The following is an 18,383-nucleotide window of genomic DNA, read 5'->3' as shown; positions in this document are numbered from 1 at the left end:
TTATTCCTCCTTGTATTTCCTGTCGACAGCTGTTGCCACTGTCGCTATAGTCACTGAATTTGCTCCGCACTCCAGAAGCGTCTTGGCGCATTCGTCTACAGTCGCTCCTGTAGTATATATATCGTCTATTAAAAGTATCGATTTACCCTTTATTTTATCAGGACTAGCCACGGCGAAGGCGTTTTTTAAGTTTTTTATCCTCTGGGCTTTTCCAAGTACGTTTTGAACGTTTGTGTCTGTCGTCCTTAAAAGCAACCCTTCTCCGGATTTTATACCCAGCTTTTTGGATATGTAATCTGAAAGAAGTTTGGCCTGGTTGTAGCCTCTCTTGTTTTCTTTTTTCAAGCTCAGTGGAACCCCCAGCACCAGGTCCGCATTTTCCATATCCGAATCCAGAATTTTCTGCACTATCATCTCTCCAAACATCTTCTTGTAGTGAAGTTCATCTTGGTATTTAAATTCGCGTATAAGCTTTCTCGAAAGTCCGCTGTACTCAAGCGGGGCTACAGCTTTCTCGAAGTGCTTCGGGCGTACCTCGCAGTCCCGGCAGAGATACAGCTTGTCGTCTCTGTACGCTCTAAGCGAAATCCCACATATGCTGCATCTTTTCGGCCCTACAAAGCTTAGATCGTCTCTGCAATCTGCACATATATGTCCCGAAAGCCTGGGAATATGGTCGCCACATACAAAACAGATGTCCTTCTCTCTGTACAGCAGATCCAGCAAGCGCTCCAGAATATTCAATCCAAGCATCTCCTTTATCTCACGATGTAATCGTATATCCTCTCAAGCCTTTTCTTTAGTCCCGAGTAGCGTTCTGTTATCTTGTCATTTCCTATCATGTAGTCTAGGTACTTTTCCATTCCCACCAGCACCACCATCTCTTTTGCTCTGGTAATTCCGGTGTAGAGCAGATTTCTGGTGAGTAGCATCGGCGGTCCCCAGTATATGGGCATTATGACTACTGGAAATTCGCTTCCCTGGCTCTTGTGGACAGTCGTGGCGTAGGCGTGCCTTATCTCGTCCAGCTGGTTGAACTTGTACACCACTTCCCTGTCGTCATCGAATACGACTAGAAGCTCGCCTTCCTCCATGTCCATAGAGACTATATATCCAAGGTCGCCGTTGAAGACTCCCTCTCCCTCGCCTATGACTCTGCCCTGCGATACTCGCTTCCACTTTGTATTGTAGTTGTTTTTTATCTGCATTATCTTGTCTCCAGCCCTGTAGAGTGCTTCGCCCACCTTTTTCTCGGGCTTGTAGTGCTTGGGCGGGTTCAACACCTGCTGTAGCTTCTTGTTCAGTATGTTCACGCCGACATCGCCTTTTTTGCTGCATGAAAGCACCTGTATGTCTCTCATGGAATCATAGCCATTGAATTTCGGAAGTCTATACTTTGCAAGCTCCAACACTGTCTCCACTATGCTCTCGGGGTCTGACTCCCTTATGAGGAAGAAATCCTTGCCCTTCTGGTTCAGGTACGGCTTCTCCCCGCTGTTTATCCTGTGGGCGTTGACTATTATCATGCTTTCCTTGGCCTGGCGGAATATCTCGTCCAGCTTTACTACAGGGATTATCTTGCTCTCTATTATGTCTTTCAGCACGTTCCCCGGCCCTACAGACGGAAGCTGGTCCGTGTCCCCTACTATTATTAGCCTTGTGCCAGGTGTTATGGCTTTAAGAAGGCTGTTCATCAAGATTATGTCCACCATCGAGACCTCGTCCACTATTATGACGTCCGCCTCTATTGGAGCTCCGTCGTCTTTCCCGAAGTACATGCCTATTGTATCGTCGCCGAAGGTGTACTCCAGCAGGCGGTGAATGGTGCTGGCCTCTCTTCCTGTGGCCTCCGACATTCGCTTTGCTGCCCTTCCGGTAGGGGCCGCCAGTATGACTTCCAGCTTGTTTTCCTCGAATATGTCTATTATGCTGTTTATGGTGGTCGTCTTTCCTGTACCGGGTCCCCCTGTAACTACTAGAACTCCGTTTGAAATCGACTCCCTTATGGCCTTTTTCTGATTTTTGGCAAATTCCATGCCATTTTCAACTTCCAGCCGCTCTATCTCTTCCTCTATATCCACATCTAGCGGCGCTATCTCTGACTGCGACAGCTCGACTATCCTCTTGCTTACACCTGTCTCTGCGTTGTAGTGAATCATGCTGTAGACTGCCCTGATTCCATCGAACACCTCTATCTGAATTTTCTGAGACACTGCCAGATCCATTATCCCCTGCTCTATAAGTTCTCTGTCTATTCTAAGTATCTCAGCGGCTCTGGCCAGTAGCTCCTCTTCTGGCAGATAGGTATGTCCATCTATCCCGCTCTTGTTCAGGGCGTACACTATTCCGGCTTTTATCCTGTAGCTTGAGTCTTTCGCAATCCCCATGTTCTGGGCTATCTTGTCTGTAAGTCCGAAACCTATTCCGTAGACTTCTTCCGACAGCCTGTAGGGATTCTGGTTTATCTTGGCTATAGTCTCGCTTCCGTATTTCTTGTATATCTTCATCCCCAAGTTCGGATTTATGTCGAAGTTTTGAAGGTACATCACGACTTCCTTTAGCTCCCTCTGCTCCACAAACGAGTCGGCTATCTTCTCTATCTTCTTCTTGCCTATGCCCTCCACCTCAGAGAGCCTCTCGGGGTTATACTGTATTATGTCCAACGCCTCGGTTCCAAACACGTTCACTATCTTCTCGGCCGTCTTCTCCCCGACTCCTGGAAGCAGCCCGGAAGAGAGGTACTTTATAACTCCCGACTCCGTGCTTGGAGCCACCAGCTTGTAGCTCTCCACCTTGAACTGCTCGCCATAGGTCTTGTGGACTATAAAGGAGCCTTCCACAGATATGTTCTCGCCGTCTGAAACAAGAGGCATATTCCCAACTACAGTCAACACATCGTCGTCGCTCTCAAGTACAGCTATTGTGTAGCCGTTGTCTTCGTTCTTGTATATTATTTCCTGAATTATGCCATTTATCTCCAGCAATTTTTCACCTCCTCTATCGACTTTCTTACGCAAAATAAGACTTCCATATAGAAAGCCTTATTTTTTAGTTTGCTATACGATTTTTTTCTTCAGTGTTCTTATCTCTATTTCATGCTCTCCGACCATTTCAGCTATGCTTATCTCTCTTTCTTCCAAATAGCTAAGCTTGCTTTCTGTCTTTGATTTGAATTCCGTAAGACAGGCAGTCTGGTCCAGTAGCATATTTATATCGCCCTTCATTTCTATTATTTCATGCTTTATACTGCCCATATCTTCTTTTAGCGTTCCTATTTCGACTTTCATACTACCTATCTCATTTTTCATCGTGACTATATCGTCCTTGATGCCACTTATCTCGTCTTTCATCGTGACTATATCGTCCTTGATGCCACTTATCTCGTCTTTCATCGTGACTATATCGTCCTTGATGCCACTTATCTCGCCTTTCATCGTGACCATATCGTCCTTGATACCACTTATCTCGTCTTTGATCCCACCTAGCGCTTCCAGCACAAGCATTTGAAACTCTTCGTTATTCACTGTGTTCCCCTCCATTTGATTTAAAAACCTCGCCATTTAACTAACAACATTATATCATGTAAGCACTTGCATTTGTGCATAAAAAAAGCTACCCATATGATGAGTAGCTTTCTGTGTATTCTTATTTAGTTTTTACGTCTAGGAAAAGCTCTAGCAGGTTTTCCATAAGCATTGCGTTTGTAGTAGTTCCAACTCCACCTGGCACTGGAGTTATAAGCGAAGCTTTTTCTGAAACCGCGTCGAACTCTGCGTCTCCAACTATACTTCCGTCTTCCAGCACGTTTATAGCGGCATCTATTACCACTACACCCTCTTTCACTGCAGCTCCAGGTATAAGTCCAGCACGTCCTGCAGCTCCTACAACTACATCTGCGTTTGAAAGATGCGCCGCAAGATCTTTTGTCTTAGAGTGGCAAACTGTAACTGTAGCATTTTGCTGAAGCAGAAGCTGAGTTATCGGTCTTCCAACTGTACGGCCATTTCCTACAACGACTACATCTTTTCCAACTAGGTCCACGCCTGACTCTTTAAGTATTCTCATCATTCCCTTTGGAGTGCAAGGCACCATTCCCTTGATTCCCATAAGCAGTTTCCCAAGGTTCTCGGAAGTCACACAGTCTACGTCTTTCGCTGGCGAAAGCACGTTTGCTATCCTGTCTGAGTCTATATGAGCTGGAAGCGGATACTGAACTATAACTCCGTGAACAGAGCTGTCTGCATTCAGCTTCTCTATTTCAGCCACTAGCTCGTCTTCAGTTATGTTTTCATCGTACTGCGAGAACTTGTGGTTTACATTCATATTGTCACAAGTCTTTATTATGCTTTTAACATACGATACAGACGAAGGGTGAGCCCCCACCTGAACTATCTCAAGAAAAGGTTTTTCTCCATACTTTTCTGTCGCCTTTTCTATATCCACCTTTATCTCTTCTCTTAACTTTTTAGCTATTGCTTTACAATCTATCGTTGCCATTTGTTCCCCTCCTTAAAAGTCATTCCGTAATATATTATATATCAAATTATGCTTTTTTGTAATTAATTTAGGGTATACATTCCATACACTTCTATAGAAAAATAAGGCCAAAATCTTCACAGCGCATTTGCACTTAGAGATTTTGGCCTTACCTTAGGTTCTTTCAATTTGCAGAAAATGAAAATGTCATAAGCACGACACAGAATCATGGAGATTTGATTGAAATACAGAACAAGTGAAAGCACGCTGGAATCCGGTGTCTAAGCGACAGCGAGTTCCGGATTTTGTGCTTGAACGGTTCTAGTTTATTTCCCAAATCGTAGTGTACTGTGGAGTTTATGATTTTTCATCTATTTATTTTCCAAAAGCTTCTTTTCTTAGTATCTCAGCCTTGTCTGTCTTCTCCCAGCTTACGTCTAGGTCTTCTCTTCCGAAATGTCCGTATGCAGCTGTAGCCTTGTATATAGGTTTTCTAAGGTCAAGGTCTCTTATTATAGCCGCTGGTCTTAGGTCGAAATGCTTAGCTACAAGTTCTTCTATCTTCTCTTCTTCTATCTTAGCTGTTCCAAAAGTCTGAACAAGTATAGAAACTGGCTTCGCAACTCCTATAGCATACGCAAGCTGAACTTCACATTTATCTGCAAGTCCTGCCGCAACTATGTTCTTTGCAACGTATCTTGCAGCGTAAGCTCCAGATCTGTCGACTTTAGTCGCGTCTTTTCCAGAGAAAGCTCCACCGCCGTGTCTAGAGTATCCACCGTAAGTGTCTACTATTATCTTTCTTCCAGTAAGTCCCGCATCTCCCTGAGGTCCTCCAACTACGAATCTTCCAGTAGGGTTGATGTAGTACTTTGTCTTGTCGTCTAGAAGCTCTGCAGGCACTACATTTCCTATTACCTTCTCTTTAAGGTCTCTTTCGATCTCCTCTAGAGTCGCATCCGGGCTGTGCTGTGTAGATATTACTATAGCGTCCACTCTGGCTGGCTTGTCGTCGTGGTACTCTATAGTCACCTGAGTTTTCCCATCCGGTCTTAGGTATGGAAGTGTTCCGTTCTTTCTAACTTCTGTAAGCCTTCTTGCAAGCTTATGCGCAAGCGAGATCGGAAGAGGCATTAGCTCCTTAGTCTCGTTGCAGGCAAATCCGAACATTATACCTTGGTCTCCTGCACCTATCTGGTCTAGCTCGTCTCCACTGTTTTCTCTCTTCTCGGTAGCTTCGTCAACTCCCTGAGCTATGTCTCTCGACTGCTCTCCTATTGAAGTTATAACTCCGCAAGTCTCTCCGTCAAATCCGTACTTGGCTCTGTTGTAGCCTATGTCTAGTATAGTGTTTCTAACTACTCTAGGTATGTCCACATAGCAATTTGTAGTTATCTCTCCAGCTACAAGCACTAGTCCTGTAGTTACTGAAGTCTCGCAGGCAACTCTTGCAAGTGGATCTTTTTCAAGTATCGCATCTAGTATAGAGTCTGATATTTGGTCGCATATTTTATCTGGGTGACCTTCTGTAACCGACTCTGAAGTAAAGAACCATTTTTTCATTTTATTTCATTTCTCCTTTCAATTTCAAATCTATAAAAAAAGCCCTCTCAATAAGAGGGCTGTATCTTCTTTTGCACCCTCATCTTCCGGACATAGCTATCCGTAGGAATTAGCACCGCTTTTAACGGTTGCTGGGCTTCATCGGGCCTGTCCCTCCACCTCTCTTGATAAGGCAATTCTGTAAACTTAACGAACTTATGTTATCATATATGGTTTTGCTAGTCAACGATTTCTTAGCTTATCTTCGACTTAATGTCTACTATGTCGCTCCAGTTGTCGGCAGTGGCCTTCTCTATTCTAGAGATGCTTTTTTTCAGGCTCGCTATTTCGCCTTGAGAGTCCACTAGCTTTTCTTCTATATTTTTCAACACAGCTGAATTGGTGGTCGATCTGTCTTCCAATGCACTAAGCAGCTCCCTCTGTCCTTCTACTCTGGATTCCAGGCTGTCGAATCTAGTATCTAGTCCATCAAACCTACCCTCCAGAATATCGAATCTTGTCTCTAGTCCGTCGAATCTAGACTCTAAGCTGTCCAGCCTTGTACCAATTTTGCTTACTTCGTCTCTGATTGGGTCAAGCTTAGAGTCTATCATATCCGATATGGCTTTCAACAGTTCCTTATTGTCCATCTCAATCACTCCCTTTCTGTCATTGTACCACTATTGTACCTGCAATTCCACTTGTACGCTCTGCAGTATTTTACCTTTGTCTAATACTGAGATATATGAATTTATTTAAGTCTAAACTCTGTTTAAGCCTGTTTTTCAGCCTTAACCACCTTTTTAGAGCTTTGAACTTATGCCATCTGTTTTATATAATGTGGTAGTTGAGTTTTTACGGGGTGTAGCGCAGTTTGGTAGCGCACATGGTTTGGGACCATGGGGCCGGGGGTTCGAGTCCCTCCACCCCGACCACATAGACAAAGCCTGATTCTTTTGAATCAGGCTTTTTTCTATTTATATATGGCAACTATAGGATCTAGCTTGGCCGCCTTAGAAGCTGGGATTATTCCGAATATCAGGCCTGTGAGGACAGATATAGAAGAAGCTCCCAAGAAGTTCTTGAGCGTCATGACCGGCGGAAACGGAAGGAATGCTCCGACTGCCATTGAAAACAGATATCCGAAAGCTATGCCTATTATCCCCCCAAGTCCAGTTATGAATATGGACTCTATCAGAAACTGGACAAGTATGTCCTTCGGCTTTGCGCCTATGGCCCTTCTTATGCCTATCTCCCTTTTTCTCTCGGTGACCGAAACGTACATTATGTTCATTACGCCTATCCCTCCAACAAGAAGAGAAATGCCTGTCACAAAAGCCACAAACAGCGTTATATTTCCGATTACGCTCTGCATAGACTCTATTATCTTCTCCATGTCAAACTCCATATACTCTCCCTGTATATCTGGATGGAGCTCGTATAACTTGTCCTTCACCTCGGTCAAGACCATGTCCTTATCTCCCCCAGGCTCTAGAGCCACACTTATATTCCATATCTGGTCTGTCTCTTCTTCGCCGAAGTCAACCTTGCTTGGTATGGTGCTTGCATTTGGATCAGAAAACTCCATGCTGAAGTTTAGGCCCATGTCCATTGCGACCTCCTCTTTGACTCCGACCACTTCGAAAACCTCGCCTTTTACAGTTACACCTTTACCTATGGCCTTTTCCGGGTCATCAAACAGCTGCTTTGCCATCTCGTAGCCTAGAATTATAACTCTGCTGTCACTCTCGGCTTCTGCTTTTGAAAATCCCCTGCCGAATCCAACATTGTTTTTTGCATCCTTTTCGCTGTAGTTGTTGACCTCTCCAGCTGTAGACTTGTCAAAGTAGCTCATATCCTGGTATGTTCCCATCAGAAAGTTGTTCTGGTTGTCGTTCATGGTGACATCCTTCACGCCTTCTATCTTCTTTATCTCGCTTATGTCGCTTTCCTCAAAAGGAGTGGCGCTTGCGTCCTCCTGTCCGCTTGGAGGCATGTACTCTATTGTCACCTTGTTCAAGTTGGCAGATTCCATCGAAGAAGACGCCTCGGCTTTAAGCCCCTCTCCTATAGCCAGTATGGCCGATACCGAGGATATACCTATGATTATGCCTATCATGGTGAGGAATATCCTGAGCTTGTAGGCCCTTATGCTGTACCATGCGGTTCTTATGAAGTTGTAGAAATTCATATGGCATCCTCCCCTGCAAACTCACCATCTTTGAGAAATACGTCTCTGGTGGTGTACCTTCTGAGGTCGCTGTCGTGGGTGACCATAACTATAGTCTTCCCAGAGTCGTTCAGCTCCTTCAGCAGCGCCATTATGTCTTTGCTGGTCTCCGAGTCAAGCGCCCCTGTAGGTTCGTCTGCCAGTATTATATATGGGTCTGTCACAAGGGCTCTGGCTATGGCTATCCTCTGCTGCTGTCCCCCTGACAGTTCAAACGGCTTGTTCATTCGCTTTTCGTAAAGCCCCACCTGTCTGAGTTTCTCCTCTATGGCCTTTTTTCTAGACTCTTTGGATCCGCTCTTCCTGTAGAGAAGTGGGATTTCTATGTTTTGGTAGACCGTGAGCGACTCTATAAGGTGAAACTGCTGAAATATAAATCCCATATTGTCGTTCCTGAACTCAGACTTCCTGTTTTCGCTGAAAGTGGTTATGTTCTCTCCACGAAATACGTACTCTCCTCCGTCAAACCGGTCAAGCAAGCCTATCAAGTTGAGAAGCGTCGTCTTTCCGCTTCCAGACTTGCCCATTATGGATATGAACTCCCCTTCCGAAATATCCAGGTTTAAGCCTTTCAACACTGGGAACTCTCCAGCTGGAGTCCTGTAGCTCTTCTTTATGCATTCCAAGCTTATTAGATTATTCTCCAACTATATCACCATCCTTCAGCTCCTCCGGTGGATTCACCACAATTTCGTCTCCTTGCTTCAGCCCCTTTTTCACAACCATATTGGACTTCTGTCCTTCCTGCACATCTGCTTGGATCTCTTTCCTCTTGGCTGCGTTGTCCTCTATCAAAAATACATACTGCTTTCCGTTTTCCTTCACCAGTGATTCTGCCGGGATTATAGTTCTGTCCTCACCGTACACTATTTTAGCTTGCACATGGAAACCCTGCTTTACACCTTCTATGCTCTCAAGCTTTATTATAACCTCGTACTCTGAAAGCGATTGACCGCTGCTCATTCCCATGCCTTGAGTATCTATCTGCCCTGCGCCGTCGCTTGGTCTTGTACTTATAGACTCCAGTGTTCCGCTTAGCTTCTTGTCATTTGAGACCGCCGTTATCTCAGCCTCCAGACCCTCGCTCAGCTTCAGCACGTCCTTCTCGCTCACAGTTCCCCTGACGACATAGTCGCCGCTCTGCACAGTTATTCGCTCTGTCTTTACTCCCTCTGGCGAGTCTATCTCCTCAATATATACTCTGCCGCCTATGCTGGCATTTTCAGTTACATACTCATTGTCCTTAAGGTCTTTTATCTGGCTTTCCAGCCTCTTTATCTGAGAGTCGTAGTTGGTTGAGGCTGCCATGTCAGCTACAGCTTCAAGGCCGGAATCGTCAGACGGCTGGCTGTTCTTTGCAGCCTTTGCGTCATCTATCTGGTACTGCAGCTCCTTTATCTGGCTCTCCACCTCTTCTCTCCTGTAGGTCACAATCGGAGCTCCAGACTCTATGCTCTGTCCATCTACTACATGTATCTTATGTACCTTTCCTTTAGATAAATCTACTCCAAAAGATTCACTGTTCCTTGGCTCTATCTTCCCATTTACAAACACATGCTCCCTCGGGGGAATCGTATGCCTTTCAACCTGCACCACGCTTTCTTCAGCCTCACCGCTCCCTTTTATGGCGTATATAGACATACCCACCACTAGAATCGCCACTAGTCCTATCATTCCAAAACCTATCTTCTTCTTTCTGCTCATGTAAATTCCTCCCTAGAAAAGAGACAGCGCCCCGAACACAGCCATATTTGGCACCATCCTGTTGTCCTCACCGTCAAGCAAAATAAAATTCAACCCCGTTATCAGAAAAAGCTTTACCGCTATGCCTATAGTAAGCGGCAGAACTGTCTGGTCTTTGAATACAAAAGAGCTCAAGAACAGCGCTATAATGCTCCCTATGTATAGCATCGCCATATTGCTGAAATATATGCCTTGGAACCTGTCAACCATGATCTGGTTGTCGCTGTTTATCTTCTTGTAGACAGCTCTGTAGATAAAGTAAGTGGCTACGACAAACACCACAGTGCCGATTATGCTGAACCCAAGAGTAACACCTCTTATCATGCCTATTCCTTCAGCGATTCCACCTGTATCGGACTGCATCAGCTCATTAGCTATATTCATTGACATATAGAGCTTGAAAGCCAAATACCCAATAAGCCCCATAAAAAATACTAGCTTCGAGTTTTTTTCAAAAGATTTCATTTTATTCCTCCTCATTTTGTATGTTGTATATTACCTACACAATACACTTATGGGAATATATTGTCAACGCAAATTAAAAAAGAACCCTTTCCGGGTCCCTTTAGACACTCCCAAAAAACTTGAGCGTATTGTATATAACAGTCGCAGCTTCCGCCCTTGTGCTTGAGTCGTTCGGCAGAAATCTGTTTCCAGTCCCACCCTTCATTATGCCGTTTTCAAGCGTATAAGCCATATCGTCTTTAGACCAGTTCGGCATGCTCCACCTGTCTGCAAATACGTTCGCTATCATATGCCTTCCATTTGCAGGGTCCTGGCTTCTGCTCTTAACTATCCTACCCATTATAGCCGCCATTTCGGCTCTGCTTATCTTGTCGTTTGGCCTAAATTTTCCGTCACTCCCCTTTATCCAGCCCTTGTCGTAGGCCGTCTGTATAAACACAGAGTGCCATTCGCCATCCTTTATATCGCTGAAAGTGCCTCTGTAGCTGTTTCTGTCGAAAGTTCCAGACCTCACAAGTATGGCAGCAAACTCCGACCTTGTGATGGAGTTGTTGGGCTTGAATGTCCCGTCCTTGTACCCAGTCACAAAACTTTTCTCTACCATCCACTCTATGTTCTGTTTGGCCCAGTGGCCAGAGATATCGCTTAAAGTCGTCGCACTGGCCATCGACCCTCCCAGCATAGAAAACGCTATGACCGCTGACGCAAGGCGCTTCGCTAACTTTTTAAATCTCATGCTCTCACTCCTCTCTTTAGGTATTATCGACAAAGAAAAAGCCTTCTTTGAGTATAAGCGGATTGTTTCTAGACAAAGTCATAAACTCCAAGGCACACTCCGATTCAGAAAATACATTAGAACCGTTCAGATTCAAAATCTGGAACTCGCTTGCGCTCAGACACCAGATTAAAACGAATTTTCACTTGTTCTGTATTTTCATCAAATCTCTATGATGCTTGTCATCCTTATGACTTTACTAGAACTTATTTCTTATCCCAGTTTTTAAAAAACAAAGCCCCCTTAAGGGGACTTTATCTATAATCTATAATCTATATGCTCTTTGCAAGCTCATCTATTTTGTCTTTTATATCCTTTACCCTCTGCTCTGCCACTTCTTTTCTTGTATCCGTTGCATATACGTAGAACTTTATCTTAGGCTCTGTTCCAGAAGGCCTTACAGCGTACCATGCACGGTCTTCAAAGATGTACTTGAGCACATTTTCCCTTGGAAGCTCTATGTCTATGCTTCCGCCGTCCAGCTTCTTGGTCTTTCCTTCCTTGAAGTCCATGACCTCTGTAAGTCTAAGCTCTCCTATTCTCATAGGGTAGTCGTCTCTGAAGAGCTCCATAAGCTTTGCTATCTTCTCCCTGCCCTCTTCTCCAGGCATGGATATGGAGTAGAGGCTCTCTGCAAAGTAGCCAAACTCCTGGTATATCTCGTCTAGTTTTTCAAGCACAGCCTTGCCTTCACTCTTGTAGTATCCTGCCATCTCTGCGATCAGCATAGCTGTAGAGACTGCGTCCTTGTCTCTTACGAAAGTCTCTGGAAGGTAGCCTATGCTCTCCTCATATCCAAACACATAAGAGTAATCGCCTTCATTCTCTAAGTCCCTCATGGCCTCAGCTATATTCTTGAAGCCTGTAAGCGTATCTATGACTTTAAGGCCGTATTTCTCGGCTATTCTGTCAGCAAACCTGTTGGACACTATTGTCTTTATGAGCACTCCCTTTTCAGGAATCTCACCTCGCCTGTCTTTCTCTCTCAGTATATAGTCCATAAGAAGTGCCCCGACTTCGTTTCCTGTGAGCTGCACATAGCCAGTTTCGCTTTTTGCCATGACACCTACCCTGTCCGAGTCCGGGTCAGTGGCCATCAGTATGTCGGCCTTGACTTCAGTGCCCTTGGCTATGGAGTATTCAAAGGCGTCTGCCGCCTCCGGGTTTGGGTATCTGCTTGTAGGAAAGTTCCCGTCTGGCTCAAGCTGCTCTACAACAGGGTGTACATTTGTAAACCCTCTCTCGCCAAGCACTCTCATAACGCTCTTTCCGCCTACGCCGTGCATGGCGGAGTAGACTATGCACACGTCCTTGTCTATATCGTCTCTCAGCGCTAGAGAAAGCACATTCTCTATATACTCTTCGTCCACTTCGTTTGGACCCGAGATTATGAGTCCCTTCCCTCTGGCTTCATCTTCAGACATCATCTTCACATTAGAGTATCTTCCTACAGCGTGCGCCTTGTCTATTATACGGCTTGCATCGTCTGTAGTGTACTGGCTTCCATCGTTTCCATACGCCTTGTACCCGTTGTACTCAGGCGGATTGTGGCTAGCCGTTATCATCACCCCTGTATCAGCTTTAAAATGTCTGACTGCGAAAGAAGCAAAAGGTGTAGGCCTTACGCCTTCAAATAGATATGTCTTTATCCCGTTGGCTGCAAACACCCTTGCAGTTATAAGGGCGAACTCGTCCGACTTTATCCTGGAGTCGTATGTCACTACAGCCGAAGGCTCAGAACTCTCTGTAGTCTCTAGCACGTAGTCTGCAAGCCCCTGCGACGCCTTGGCCACAGTGTAGTTGTTCATCCTGTTGGTGCCAGCTCCTATTATGCCCCTAAGCCCTCCTGTACCGAATTTAAGCTCCTGATAGAATCTCTCTTTTATCTCCGTCTCGTCATCTTTTATAAGCGCAAGCTCCTGCCTTGTCTTCTCGTCAAAGTAGCTGTCTGTCATCCATTCCTGATATATCTCCATGTAGTCCATATTCAGTCCCCCGTTTCTAAACAGTAATTTTTTCTAACTCTTTTTTCCCTATTATATTGTTTACCCAGTCTAGCCCCTCTGAAAAATATTCTTCCCCGCTGTAGTCAAAATTGGGCTCGAATATTATGGGTATTTCCCTCTTCTGCTCTTTTATGATCTCAATGCTCTTCTCTATGTCTATCCAGCCCTCTTCTGGACTTTGAGAAGGGTTCACCGGTATATAGCCAAATTTGTCCAGGTCGCTTTCGTCCCTTGTATTCCAGATATGAACCGCATTTGTATACGGCAGTATATCTCTTAGCTTTTCATGGAAGTCCAGCTTAAGCGCCTTGCAGTTTGTAAAAAGCTGACCTATATCAAGACATATCCCCACGTCACTCTGGTCTTTTACAAGCTCTATCCACTCGTCTGGATCCCTGAACTTCTCGTCATAGCTTGCATACTCTATATTCACCTTCAAGCTGTACTTTTCAGCCAGTTTTCCCAGCCTCTTTACGCTCCTTCTGGCTATCTTCATCATTTCCTCGTAGGAATCGTAGCTCTCATCTTTCATAGTCTTAGACGTGAAGTGTATTACGACGTATTCAGACGGAAGGCACTGGGCCATCTTCATATTTATCTCGAGTATCTCGAAAGTGGCCTCTCTAAGCCTGAAGTTCTTGCTCAAATAGTAAGTGGCTGCATGGTCCACCTGGTGAAAAATAGGCGCGTGAAAGCTTATCTTTATCCCCTTTTCCCTAGACAGCTTAAGTAGAGAAGTCACGTCCTCTGTTTTAGAAAACTTCTGGCATATCTGTACTCTCTTAAATCCCCTTTTTCTTACGTATTCCGTATCTACACCGTGAATACTTATTCCAAGCTGTGAATGCATGTCTCAAAAGTCCCCCTTGCTGTTTCCTGTTCTGTATATAGTTTTTTTCTATATCTATATACCCAGATTCGCTAGCTCTTAATTAATTATTTCTTTCTGATCTTTCGCTTGCCCTTGTCCAATATCTTGTCTTTGTAGCCTTTTGCAGCTCCGCTGACTCTGAGTAAATAGCAAAGGTTTACGTATATTATCACGGCTATCAAGACTATCGCACCCAGTACAGCAGCACTCATCATAAAGCTGTCTCCCATGACTATATGTCTAGTATATCTATATGCTCCGTATACAAAAGCGCCCATTACGCTAGACGCAAAGAGTATCTTTAAAAATCCCACTCCGTAAGACCTAAGCTCGAAGCCCTCAACTCTGCTTCTAAGCCCTGCAAGCAACATGGCCGAACTGAGTATGCTTGAGATGCTTGTGGCAAGCGCAAGTCCTCTATGCTGAAGGGGCACTATAAGCGCTAGGTTTAGAACCACGTTTAAGATCATGGCGAATAGTCCGTTTACAGTCGGAGATTTGGTGTCCTGTATAGAGTAGTACACCCTTGTAACCATAAGCCTCATGGCCATTCCCACCATTCCCAATGAGTAGAAGAAAAGAGCCTGATAAGTCATCTTTGTAGCTTCGCTGTCGAAAGCTCCTCTCTCGAAGAAAAGCTTCACCACAGGCTCTGCAAGTATCATAAGCCCTATAGTCGAAGGTATGGTTATAAGGAATATAAGCATACTCCCTTTTTTAGTTATTCTCACAAGCGACTTTATGTCTTTCTGTGTAGCGGCCTTAGACAGCACTGGAAATACAGCTGTAGTTATTGCCGTTACAAATATCCCGAGTATTATCTCGTTTACTCTGGCCGCATAGCTGAGCGAGGATATACTTCCCTCGACCAGTCTTGAAGCAAGCGCTCTGTCAACTATTATATTCACCTGCTGTATGGCCGTTCCAAGCATTACAGGTAGCGTCAAGTATAGCATCTTTCTTACATACTTGTCTTTTGTGTCGAATACCCACCTGTACTTGAATCCCTCTTTTATCGCAGGAGGTATCTGTATTACAACCTGTCCGAATATGGCTAGCACAAGTGCCACCATAAGCCCTTCTATTCCGAAGACTGAAGACAGTGTCAGCAGGAATAGTATTTGGACTATGTTAAACGGAAATCCCGTGGCGGACGGTGCAAAAAACCTCTCTCTGCTCTGGAGAAATCCTGAGAATATAAAAGAGAAGCTCATCCCAAGCACTATCGGAAGCCCTATTCTGTTAAGCTTCACGGCCAGTTCAAACTGCTTGCCTTCAAAACCGTTTCCAAGAATAGATATAGCAACTGGAGACAGGAAGTAGAATAAAACCATGGCCCCAATCGAGATAAAAAACATTATATTTAGTGTGTTGTTCAGAAATTTTACGCTTCTCTCTTTTCCATGTACCTCATCTATCTCTGAGAAAATAGGCACGAGCACTGTGTTGAAAGCTCCCGCCACCATTCCCATTATGAGATATGTGGCCGTCATCGCCACTATGTAGGTGTCGGTCTCATACCCCGACCCAAACTTTGAAGCTATGAATATCTCTCTGAAAAAACCTAGAAATTTACTAAGCAGTGTGACTATAGCCATCATTGAAGCTGATTTAAACAACTTACCTGTAGTACTCAAATTCCATCAGTCCCATCTTTTTAAATTAGTCCAAACATTATAGTGCCCTTGCAAGCCAGCTCGTCTCCGACGTATGCTGACCCTTCAGCTACGCCTATCCCTCTTTTTATCTTTACAAGTTCCACTTCTATTCTAAGCGTATCTCCAGGCACAACCTGCTTTTTAAACCTCACTCCGTCTATCCCTGCGAACACGCCAAGCTTGTCCTTGTACTCGTCCATACTCTTTAGCGCTATAAGCCCGACCTGCGCCATAGCCTCCACTATGAGAACTCCTGGCATTATGGGGTTCCCCGGGAAATGCCCTTGGAAGAAAGGTTCGTTTATAGTCACATTCTTTATCCCTACAGCTCTCTTACCCTCTTCCACCTCAACTACCTTGTCTACCAGCAAAAATGGATATCTGTGCGGTAGAAGCTCCTGAATCTTTATATTGTCTAACATATCTTTTCCTCCTCTGAACTCTGTTCATTTTTAGTCATACTCCCTCATTATACCTTGAAAAGCATAGAAAATAAATAAAGGATAAACGGAATAGTGATCACATTTAAAAGCGTAGACAGAAAAACGCCCTGCGATGCCAGTTCGTAGTCAGAATCGTACCTTCTGGCAAATATAGCTATGCTTGAAGCCGCCGGCATACTCTCCAGTATAAGCAGTATTCCCGTAAGTATAGGCGGTATCTTTAGCATGAATAGTATAGCCATAAATATAATCGGAAAAACCAGTATCCTCATCATAGAGGCAAGTGCCAGCTTCTTGTTTTTAAAAAGCGTCTTTATGCTTGTGTTCACCAAAAGCATACCTATCGTCATCATTGCGAGAGGTGTCGTGCTCTCACCTATCATCTGAAGTGGTCCTTTTATGACTTCTGGAATCTCCACCGGCGCTACAAAGAGCACAGCCCCTATAATCACGCTGGCTATCCCTGGATTTTTAAGAAGAGTCTTTGCGCTCGGCTTAGTCTGCTTGCCGTTATGCCTTGAGATTATATTGACCCCAAGGGTCCAGATGAAGATATTGAAGCTGACGTTTATTATGGCGGCGTAGAAGACGCCCTCCTCTCCGTAGAGCGCCTTTACAACTGGAAAACCCATGAATCCAGAGTTAGAGAAGAGTATCATCATCTCGTAGATTGCGCTCTCTGGCCCCTCTACTTTAAAGACTTTTGTAAACCACTTGGCTATTATGTTCTTGAATATGTAGCTTAAACTGCTTATTCCAAACATTATGGCGCTGAACACAAGCTTCTCTCTTGAAAACTCCCTAGACATGGAAACCACTATCATTATAGGCATTGTGACCTTCACTATGAGCTCTGAAATTCCCTTTACGTCACTGTCCCTGACTACATCTAGCTTTTTGACTATATATCCTATTATTATAAGCAAGAAAAGAGCCACCGTCTGTGTAAGCACGTTCTGTATTGCCAAAAAATCACCTCCATAAAAAATAATCCCACACAGTTGTGTGGGACTTTGTATTCTGCTATCTATAGGCTTTTGACGCCTTCATCTGGCTGTAGAGCGTGTCTGCCAGCCCGAAGCCCGAGTTCGTCTTGCCCATAGTCATCTGCTTGGCCAGCTCCTCGTCTCTCATGCTCTCAAACATCTCTGTTCCAGCGCTTTTAGGTATAAGTGAGTCTTCGTCGTTCACCGACTCTCTCATGGTTTTGAGCATCATATTTACAAATATGGACTCAAACTCCTGGCACACTTCTAGGAGCTTTTTGTCTTCTGCATTTGCAGTGTCCACTTTGCTCAAGCTCTCAGCCTTGTTCTGCGTATAGTCTGAATATGAATTTGAAATCAGGCCGTTAATAGGCATTCTATATCATCCCCTATCTCTTGAGGTTGTTGGCCGTCTGGAGCATGTCGTCTCCAGTCTGTATAGCCTTTGAGTTTATCTCGTACGCCCTCTGGGCTGTTATCATCTTTACCATCTCGTCTACTACCTGTACATTGGAGCTCTCAAGATATCCCTGTATTATGCTGGCGTCCATCTCCTCGCCGTCCACGTCTACAGCTTCTCCTGAGGCGTCCGTAGCCGCATATAGGTTTCTTCCTTCAGCCGAAAGACCCTGATTGTTCACAAACTGCACAAACCTAAGCCTTCCAAGCTCCACTACTTCTCCTGCTTCGTCTCTTACAGTCACAGTCCCGTTTTGAGCTACAGTAAAGTCGGTCGTTCCCTCCGGAATAACTATGTTGTCTCCGTCTTCTGTCAAAAGATAATACCCATCCGAAGTCACAAGCGTAGACTCTCCGTCTTCTACGCTCAGCTTGAAGCTTCCGTCTCTTGTGTATCTCTCCTGTCCGTTTGGAAGCTGGACTGCAAAGAACCCATCTCCGTCTATAGCCACGTCGAAAGGATTCTGCGTGTCTAGAGGCGTTCCATTTTGGAATTCCTTAGTCGTTGCAATCATCATGGCTCCATGACCAAACTGAAGGTTCACAGGCGATTCCTCGTTCGGCTTCTTTATGCTGCTGTAGAGCAGGTCCTTGAACTCCGCTCTCTGCTTTTTATACGAAGTTGTATTTACATTCGCAAGGTTGTTTGAAATTACATCTATATTCCCCTGCTGCGTCTTCATTCCAGTCGCAGCTGTCCACATTCCTCTAATCATCTATCTCTCTCCT

18 protein-coding genes, 1 tRNA gene and 1 riboswitch are annotated in these 18,383 nt (G+C 44.7%); of the genes, 1 reads left to right on the top strand and 18 read right to left on the bottom strand.

The genetic code is table 11. From position 1 onward, the window contains the following. The 6 genes from EUAN_RS08450 to EUAN_RS08425 all read right to left on the bottom strand — a co-directional run bounded on the left by EUAN_RS08450 (nucleotide 1) and on the right by EUAN_RS08425 (nucleotide 6,668). Complete coding sequence (locus EUAN_RS08450; RefSeq protein ID WP_071063652.1) at nucleotides 1-744, bottom strand: ComF family protein; 744 nt, start codon at nucleotides 742-744, stop codon at nucleotides 1-3. A gap of 14 nt (nucleotides 745-758) precedes the next feature. Beyond that, on the bottom strand, nucleotides 759-2,984 hold the full coding sequence (gene recD2, locus EUAN_RS08445) for an SF1B family DNA helicase RecD2 (RefSeq protein WP_071063650.1): 2,226 nt from the start codon (nucleotides 2,982-2,984) through the stop codon (nucleotides 759-761). 72 nt (nucleotides 2,985-3,056) lie between these two features. After that, nucleotides 3,057-3,524, bottom strand: coding sequence for a coiled-coil domain-containing protein (locus EUAN_RS08440; protein WP_071063647.1), 468 nt, complete (start codon nucleotides 3,522-3,524; stop codon nucleotides 3,057-3,059). A 121-nt stretch (nucleotides 3,525-3,645) separates the two neighbouring features. Then, on the bottom strand, nucleotides 3,646-4,497 hold the full coding sequence (locus EUAN_RS08435; protein ID WP_071063645.1) for a bifunctional 5,10-methylenetetrahydrofolate dehydrogenase/5,10-methenyltetrahydrofolate cyclohydrolase: 852 nt from the start codon (nucleotides 4,495-4,497) through the stop codon (nucleotides 3,646-3,648). A gap of 354 nt (nucleotides 4,498-4,851) precedes the next feature. Continuing rightward, nucleotides 4,852-6,039: a methionine adenosyltransferase gene (gene metK / locus EUAN_RS08430; protein ID WP_071063643.1), complete on the bottom strand. Its 1,188-nt coding sequence runs from the start codon at nucleotides 6,037-6,039 to the stop codon at nucleotides 4,852-4,854. 76 nt (nucleotides 6,040-6,115) lie between these two features. After that, a riboswitch (SAM riboswitch) is annotated at nucleotides 6,116-6,213 on the bottom strand. Nucleotides 6,214-6,272: 59 nt separating this feature from the next. Beyond that, nucleotides 6,273-6,668, bottom strand: a complete 396-nt coding sequence (locus EUAN_RS08425) for a hypothetical protein (RefSeq protein WP_071063641.1) — start codon at nucleotides 6,666-6,668, stop codon at nucleotides 6,273-6,275. A gap of 208 nt (nucleotides 6,669-6,876) precedes the next feature. On the opposite strand from EUAN_RS08425, the gene EUAN_RS08420 reads away from it, so the two are divergent. Beyond that, a tRNA-Pro gene (locus tag EUAN_RS08420) sits at nucleotides 6,877-6,953 on the top strand. A 38-nt stretch (nucleotides 6,954-6,991) separates the two neighbouring features. On the opposite strand, the gene EUAN_RS08415 is transcribed toward EUAN_RS08420, so the two are convergent. From EUAN_RS08415 to flgG, 12 genes are all read right to left on the bottom strand, one after another. After that, a complete protein-coding gene (locus EUAN_RS08415; RefSeq protein ID WP_071063639.1) occupies nucleotides 6,992-8,209 on the bottom strand; it encodes an ABC transporter permease in 1,218 nt (405 codons plus the stop codon). Continuing rightward, nucleotides 8,206-8,895 carry an ABC transporter ATP-binding protein gene (locus EUAN_RS08410; RefSeq protein WP_071063637.1) on the bottom strand — a complete coding sequence of 230 codons (690 nt, stop codon included), beginning with the start codon at nucleotides 8,893-8,895 and terminating at the stop codon, nucleotides 8,206-8,208. The genes EUAN_RS08415 and EUAN_RS08410 overlap by 4 nt, the downstream gene beginning before the upstream one ends. Then, nucleotides 8,885-9,952, bottom strand: a complete 1,068-nt coding sequence (locus EUAN_RS08405; RefSeq protein ID WP_071063636.1) for an efflux RND transporter periplasmic adaptor subunit — start codon at nucleotides 9,950-9,952, stop codon at nucleotides 8,885-8,887. The genes EUAN_RS08410 and EUAN_RS08405 overlap by 11 nt, the downstream gene beginning before the upstream one ends. Nucleotides 9,953-9,964: 12 nt before the next feature. Then, nucleotides 9,965-10,456, bottom strand: a complete 492-nt coding sequence (locus EUAN_RS08400; RefSeq protein WP_071063634.1) for a hypothetical protein — start codon at nucleotides 10,454-10,456, stop codon at nucleotides 9,965-9,967. A gap of 100 nt (nucleotides 10,457-10,556) precedes the next feature. Then, nucleotides 10,557-11,192 (bottom strand): S-layer homology domain-containing protein, encoded by a 636-nt coding sequence (locus EUAN_RS08395; RefSeq protein ID WP_071063632.1) that lies wholly within the window; start codon nucleotides 11,190-11,192, stop codon nucleotides 10,557-10,559. 311 nt (nucleotides 11,193-11,503) lie between these two features. Next, the gene (locus tag EUAN_RS08390; RefSeq protein WP_071063630.1) at nucleotides 11,504-13,216 is read right to left on the bottom strand and encodes a phospho-sugar mutase; all 1,713 of its coding nucleotides are present in this window, start codon (nucleotides 13,214-13,216) and stop codon (nucleotides 11,504-11,506) included. A gap of 16 nt (nucleotides 13,217-13,232) precedes the next feature. Then, the gene (locus EUAN_RS08385; protein ID WP_071063628.1) at nucleotides 13,233-14,087 is read right to left on the bottom strand and encodes a sugar phosphate isomerase/epimerase family protein; all 855 of its coding nucleotides are present in this window, start codon (nucleotides 14,085-14,087) and stop codon (nucleotides 13,233-13,235) included. Nucleotides 14,088-14,173: 86 nt separating this feature from the next. Then, on the bottom strand, nucleotides 14,174-15,745 hold the full coding sequence (gene murJ / locus EUAN_RS08380; RefSeq protein ID WP_084655846.1) for a murein biosynthesis integral membrane protein MurJ: 1,572 nt from the start codon (nucleotides 15,743-15,745) through the stop codon (nucleotides 14,174-14,176). A gap of 20 nt (nucleotides 15,746-15,765) precedes the next feature. Continuing rightward, a complete protein-coding gene (fabZ, locus tag EUAN_RS08375) occupies nucleotides 15,766-16,188 on the bottom strand; it encodes a 3-hydroxyacyl-ACP dehydratase FabZ (protein WP_071063625.1) in 423 nt (140 codons plus the stop codon). A 47-nt stretch (nucleotides 16,189-16,235) separates the two neighbouring features. Continuing rightward, nucleotides 16,236-17,177, bottom strand: a complete 942-nt coding sequence (locus tag EUAN_RS08370; RefSeq protein ID WP_071063623.1) for an AEC family transporter — start codon at nucleotides 17,175-17,177, stop codon at nucleotides 16,236-16,238. Nucleotides 17,178-17,232: 55 nt separating this feature from the next. Continuing rightward, nucleotides 17,233-17,571, bottom strand: a complete 339-nt coding sequence (locus EUAN_RS08365; protein ID WP_071063621.1) for a rod-binding protein — start codon at nucleotides 17,569-17,571, stop codon at nucleotides 17,233-17,235. Between the two features lie 13 nt (nucleotides 17,572-17,584). After that, complete coding sequence (gene flgG, locus EUAN_RS08360) at nucleotides 17,585-18,370, bottom strand: flagellar basal-body rod protein FlgG (RefSeq protein ID WP_071063619.1); 786 nt, start codon at nucleotides 18,368-18,370, stop codon at nucleotides 17,585-17,587. Between the last annotated feature and the right edge of the window lie 13 nt (nucleotides 18,371-18,383).

Origin of the sequence: Andreesenia angusta, assembly GCF_001855385.1 — a bacterium.
Lineage (GTDB): Bacteria > Bacillota > Clostridia > Tissierellales > Gottschalkiaceae > Andreesenia > Andreesenia angusta.
The sequence above is the reverse complement of the archived record's forward strand: the minus strand, read 5'-3'. Positions and strand labels throughout refer to the sequence as shown.

Coding starts and splice junctions, on each gene's coding strand:
- EUAN_RS08435 (WP_071063645.1), bottom strand. CDS start 4,497: ATGGCAACGATAGATTGTAAAGCAATAGCTAAAAAGTTAAGAGAAGAG.
- metK (WP_071063643.1), bottom strand. CDS start 6,039: ATGAAAAAATGGTTCTTTACTTCAGAGTCGGTTACAGAAGGTCACCCA.
- EUAN_RS08425 (WP_071063641.1), bottom strand. CDS start 6,668: ATGGACAATAAGGAACTGTTGAAAGCCATATCGGATATGATAGACTCT.
- EUAN_RS08415 (WP_071063639.1), bottom strand. CDS start 8,209: ATGAATTTCTACAACTTCATAAGAACCGCATGGTACAGCATAAGGGCC.
- EUAN_RS08405 (WP_071063636.1), bottom strand. CDS start 9,952: ATGAGCAGAAAGAAGAAGATAGGTTTTGGAATGATAGGACTAGTGGCG.
- EUAN_RS08400 (WP_071063634.1), bottom strand. CDS start 10,456: ATGAAATCTTTTGAAAAAAACTCGAAGCTAGTATTTTTTATGGGGCTT.
- EUAN_RS08395 (WP_071063632.1), bottom strand. CDS start 11,192: ATGAGATTTAAAAAGTTAGCGAAGCGCCTTGCGTCAGCGGTCATAGCG.
- EUAN_RS08390 (WP_071063630.1), bottom strand. CDS start 13,216: ATGGACTACATGGAGATATATCAGGAATGGATGACAGACAGCTACTTT.
- EUAN_RS08385 (WP_071063628.1), bottom strand. CDS start 14,087: ATGCATTCACAGCTTGGAATAAGTATTCACGGTGTAGATACGGAATAC.
- fabZ (WP_071063625.1), bottom strand. CDS start 16,188: ATGTTAGACAATATAAAGATTCAGGAGCTTCTACCGCACAGATATCCA.
- EUAN_RS08365 (WP_071063621.1), bottom strand. CDS start 17,571: ATGCCTATTAACGGCCTGATTTCAAATTCATATTCAGACTATACGCAG.
- flgG (WP_071063619.1), bottom strand. CDS start 18,370: ATGATTAGAGGAATGTGGACAGCTGCGACTGGAATGAAGACGCAGCAG.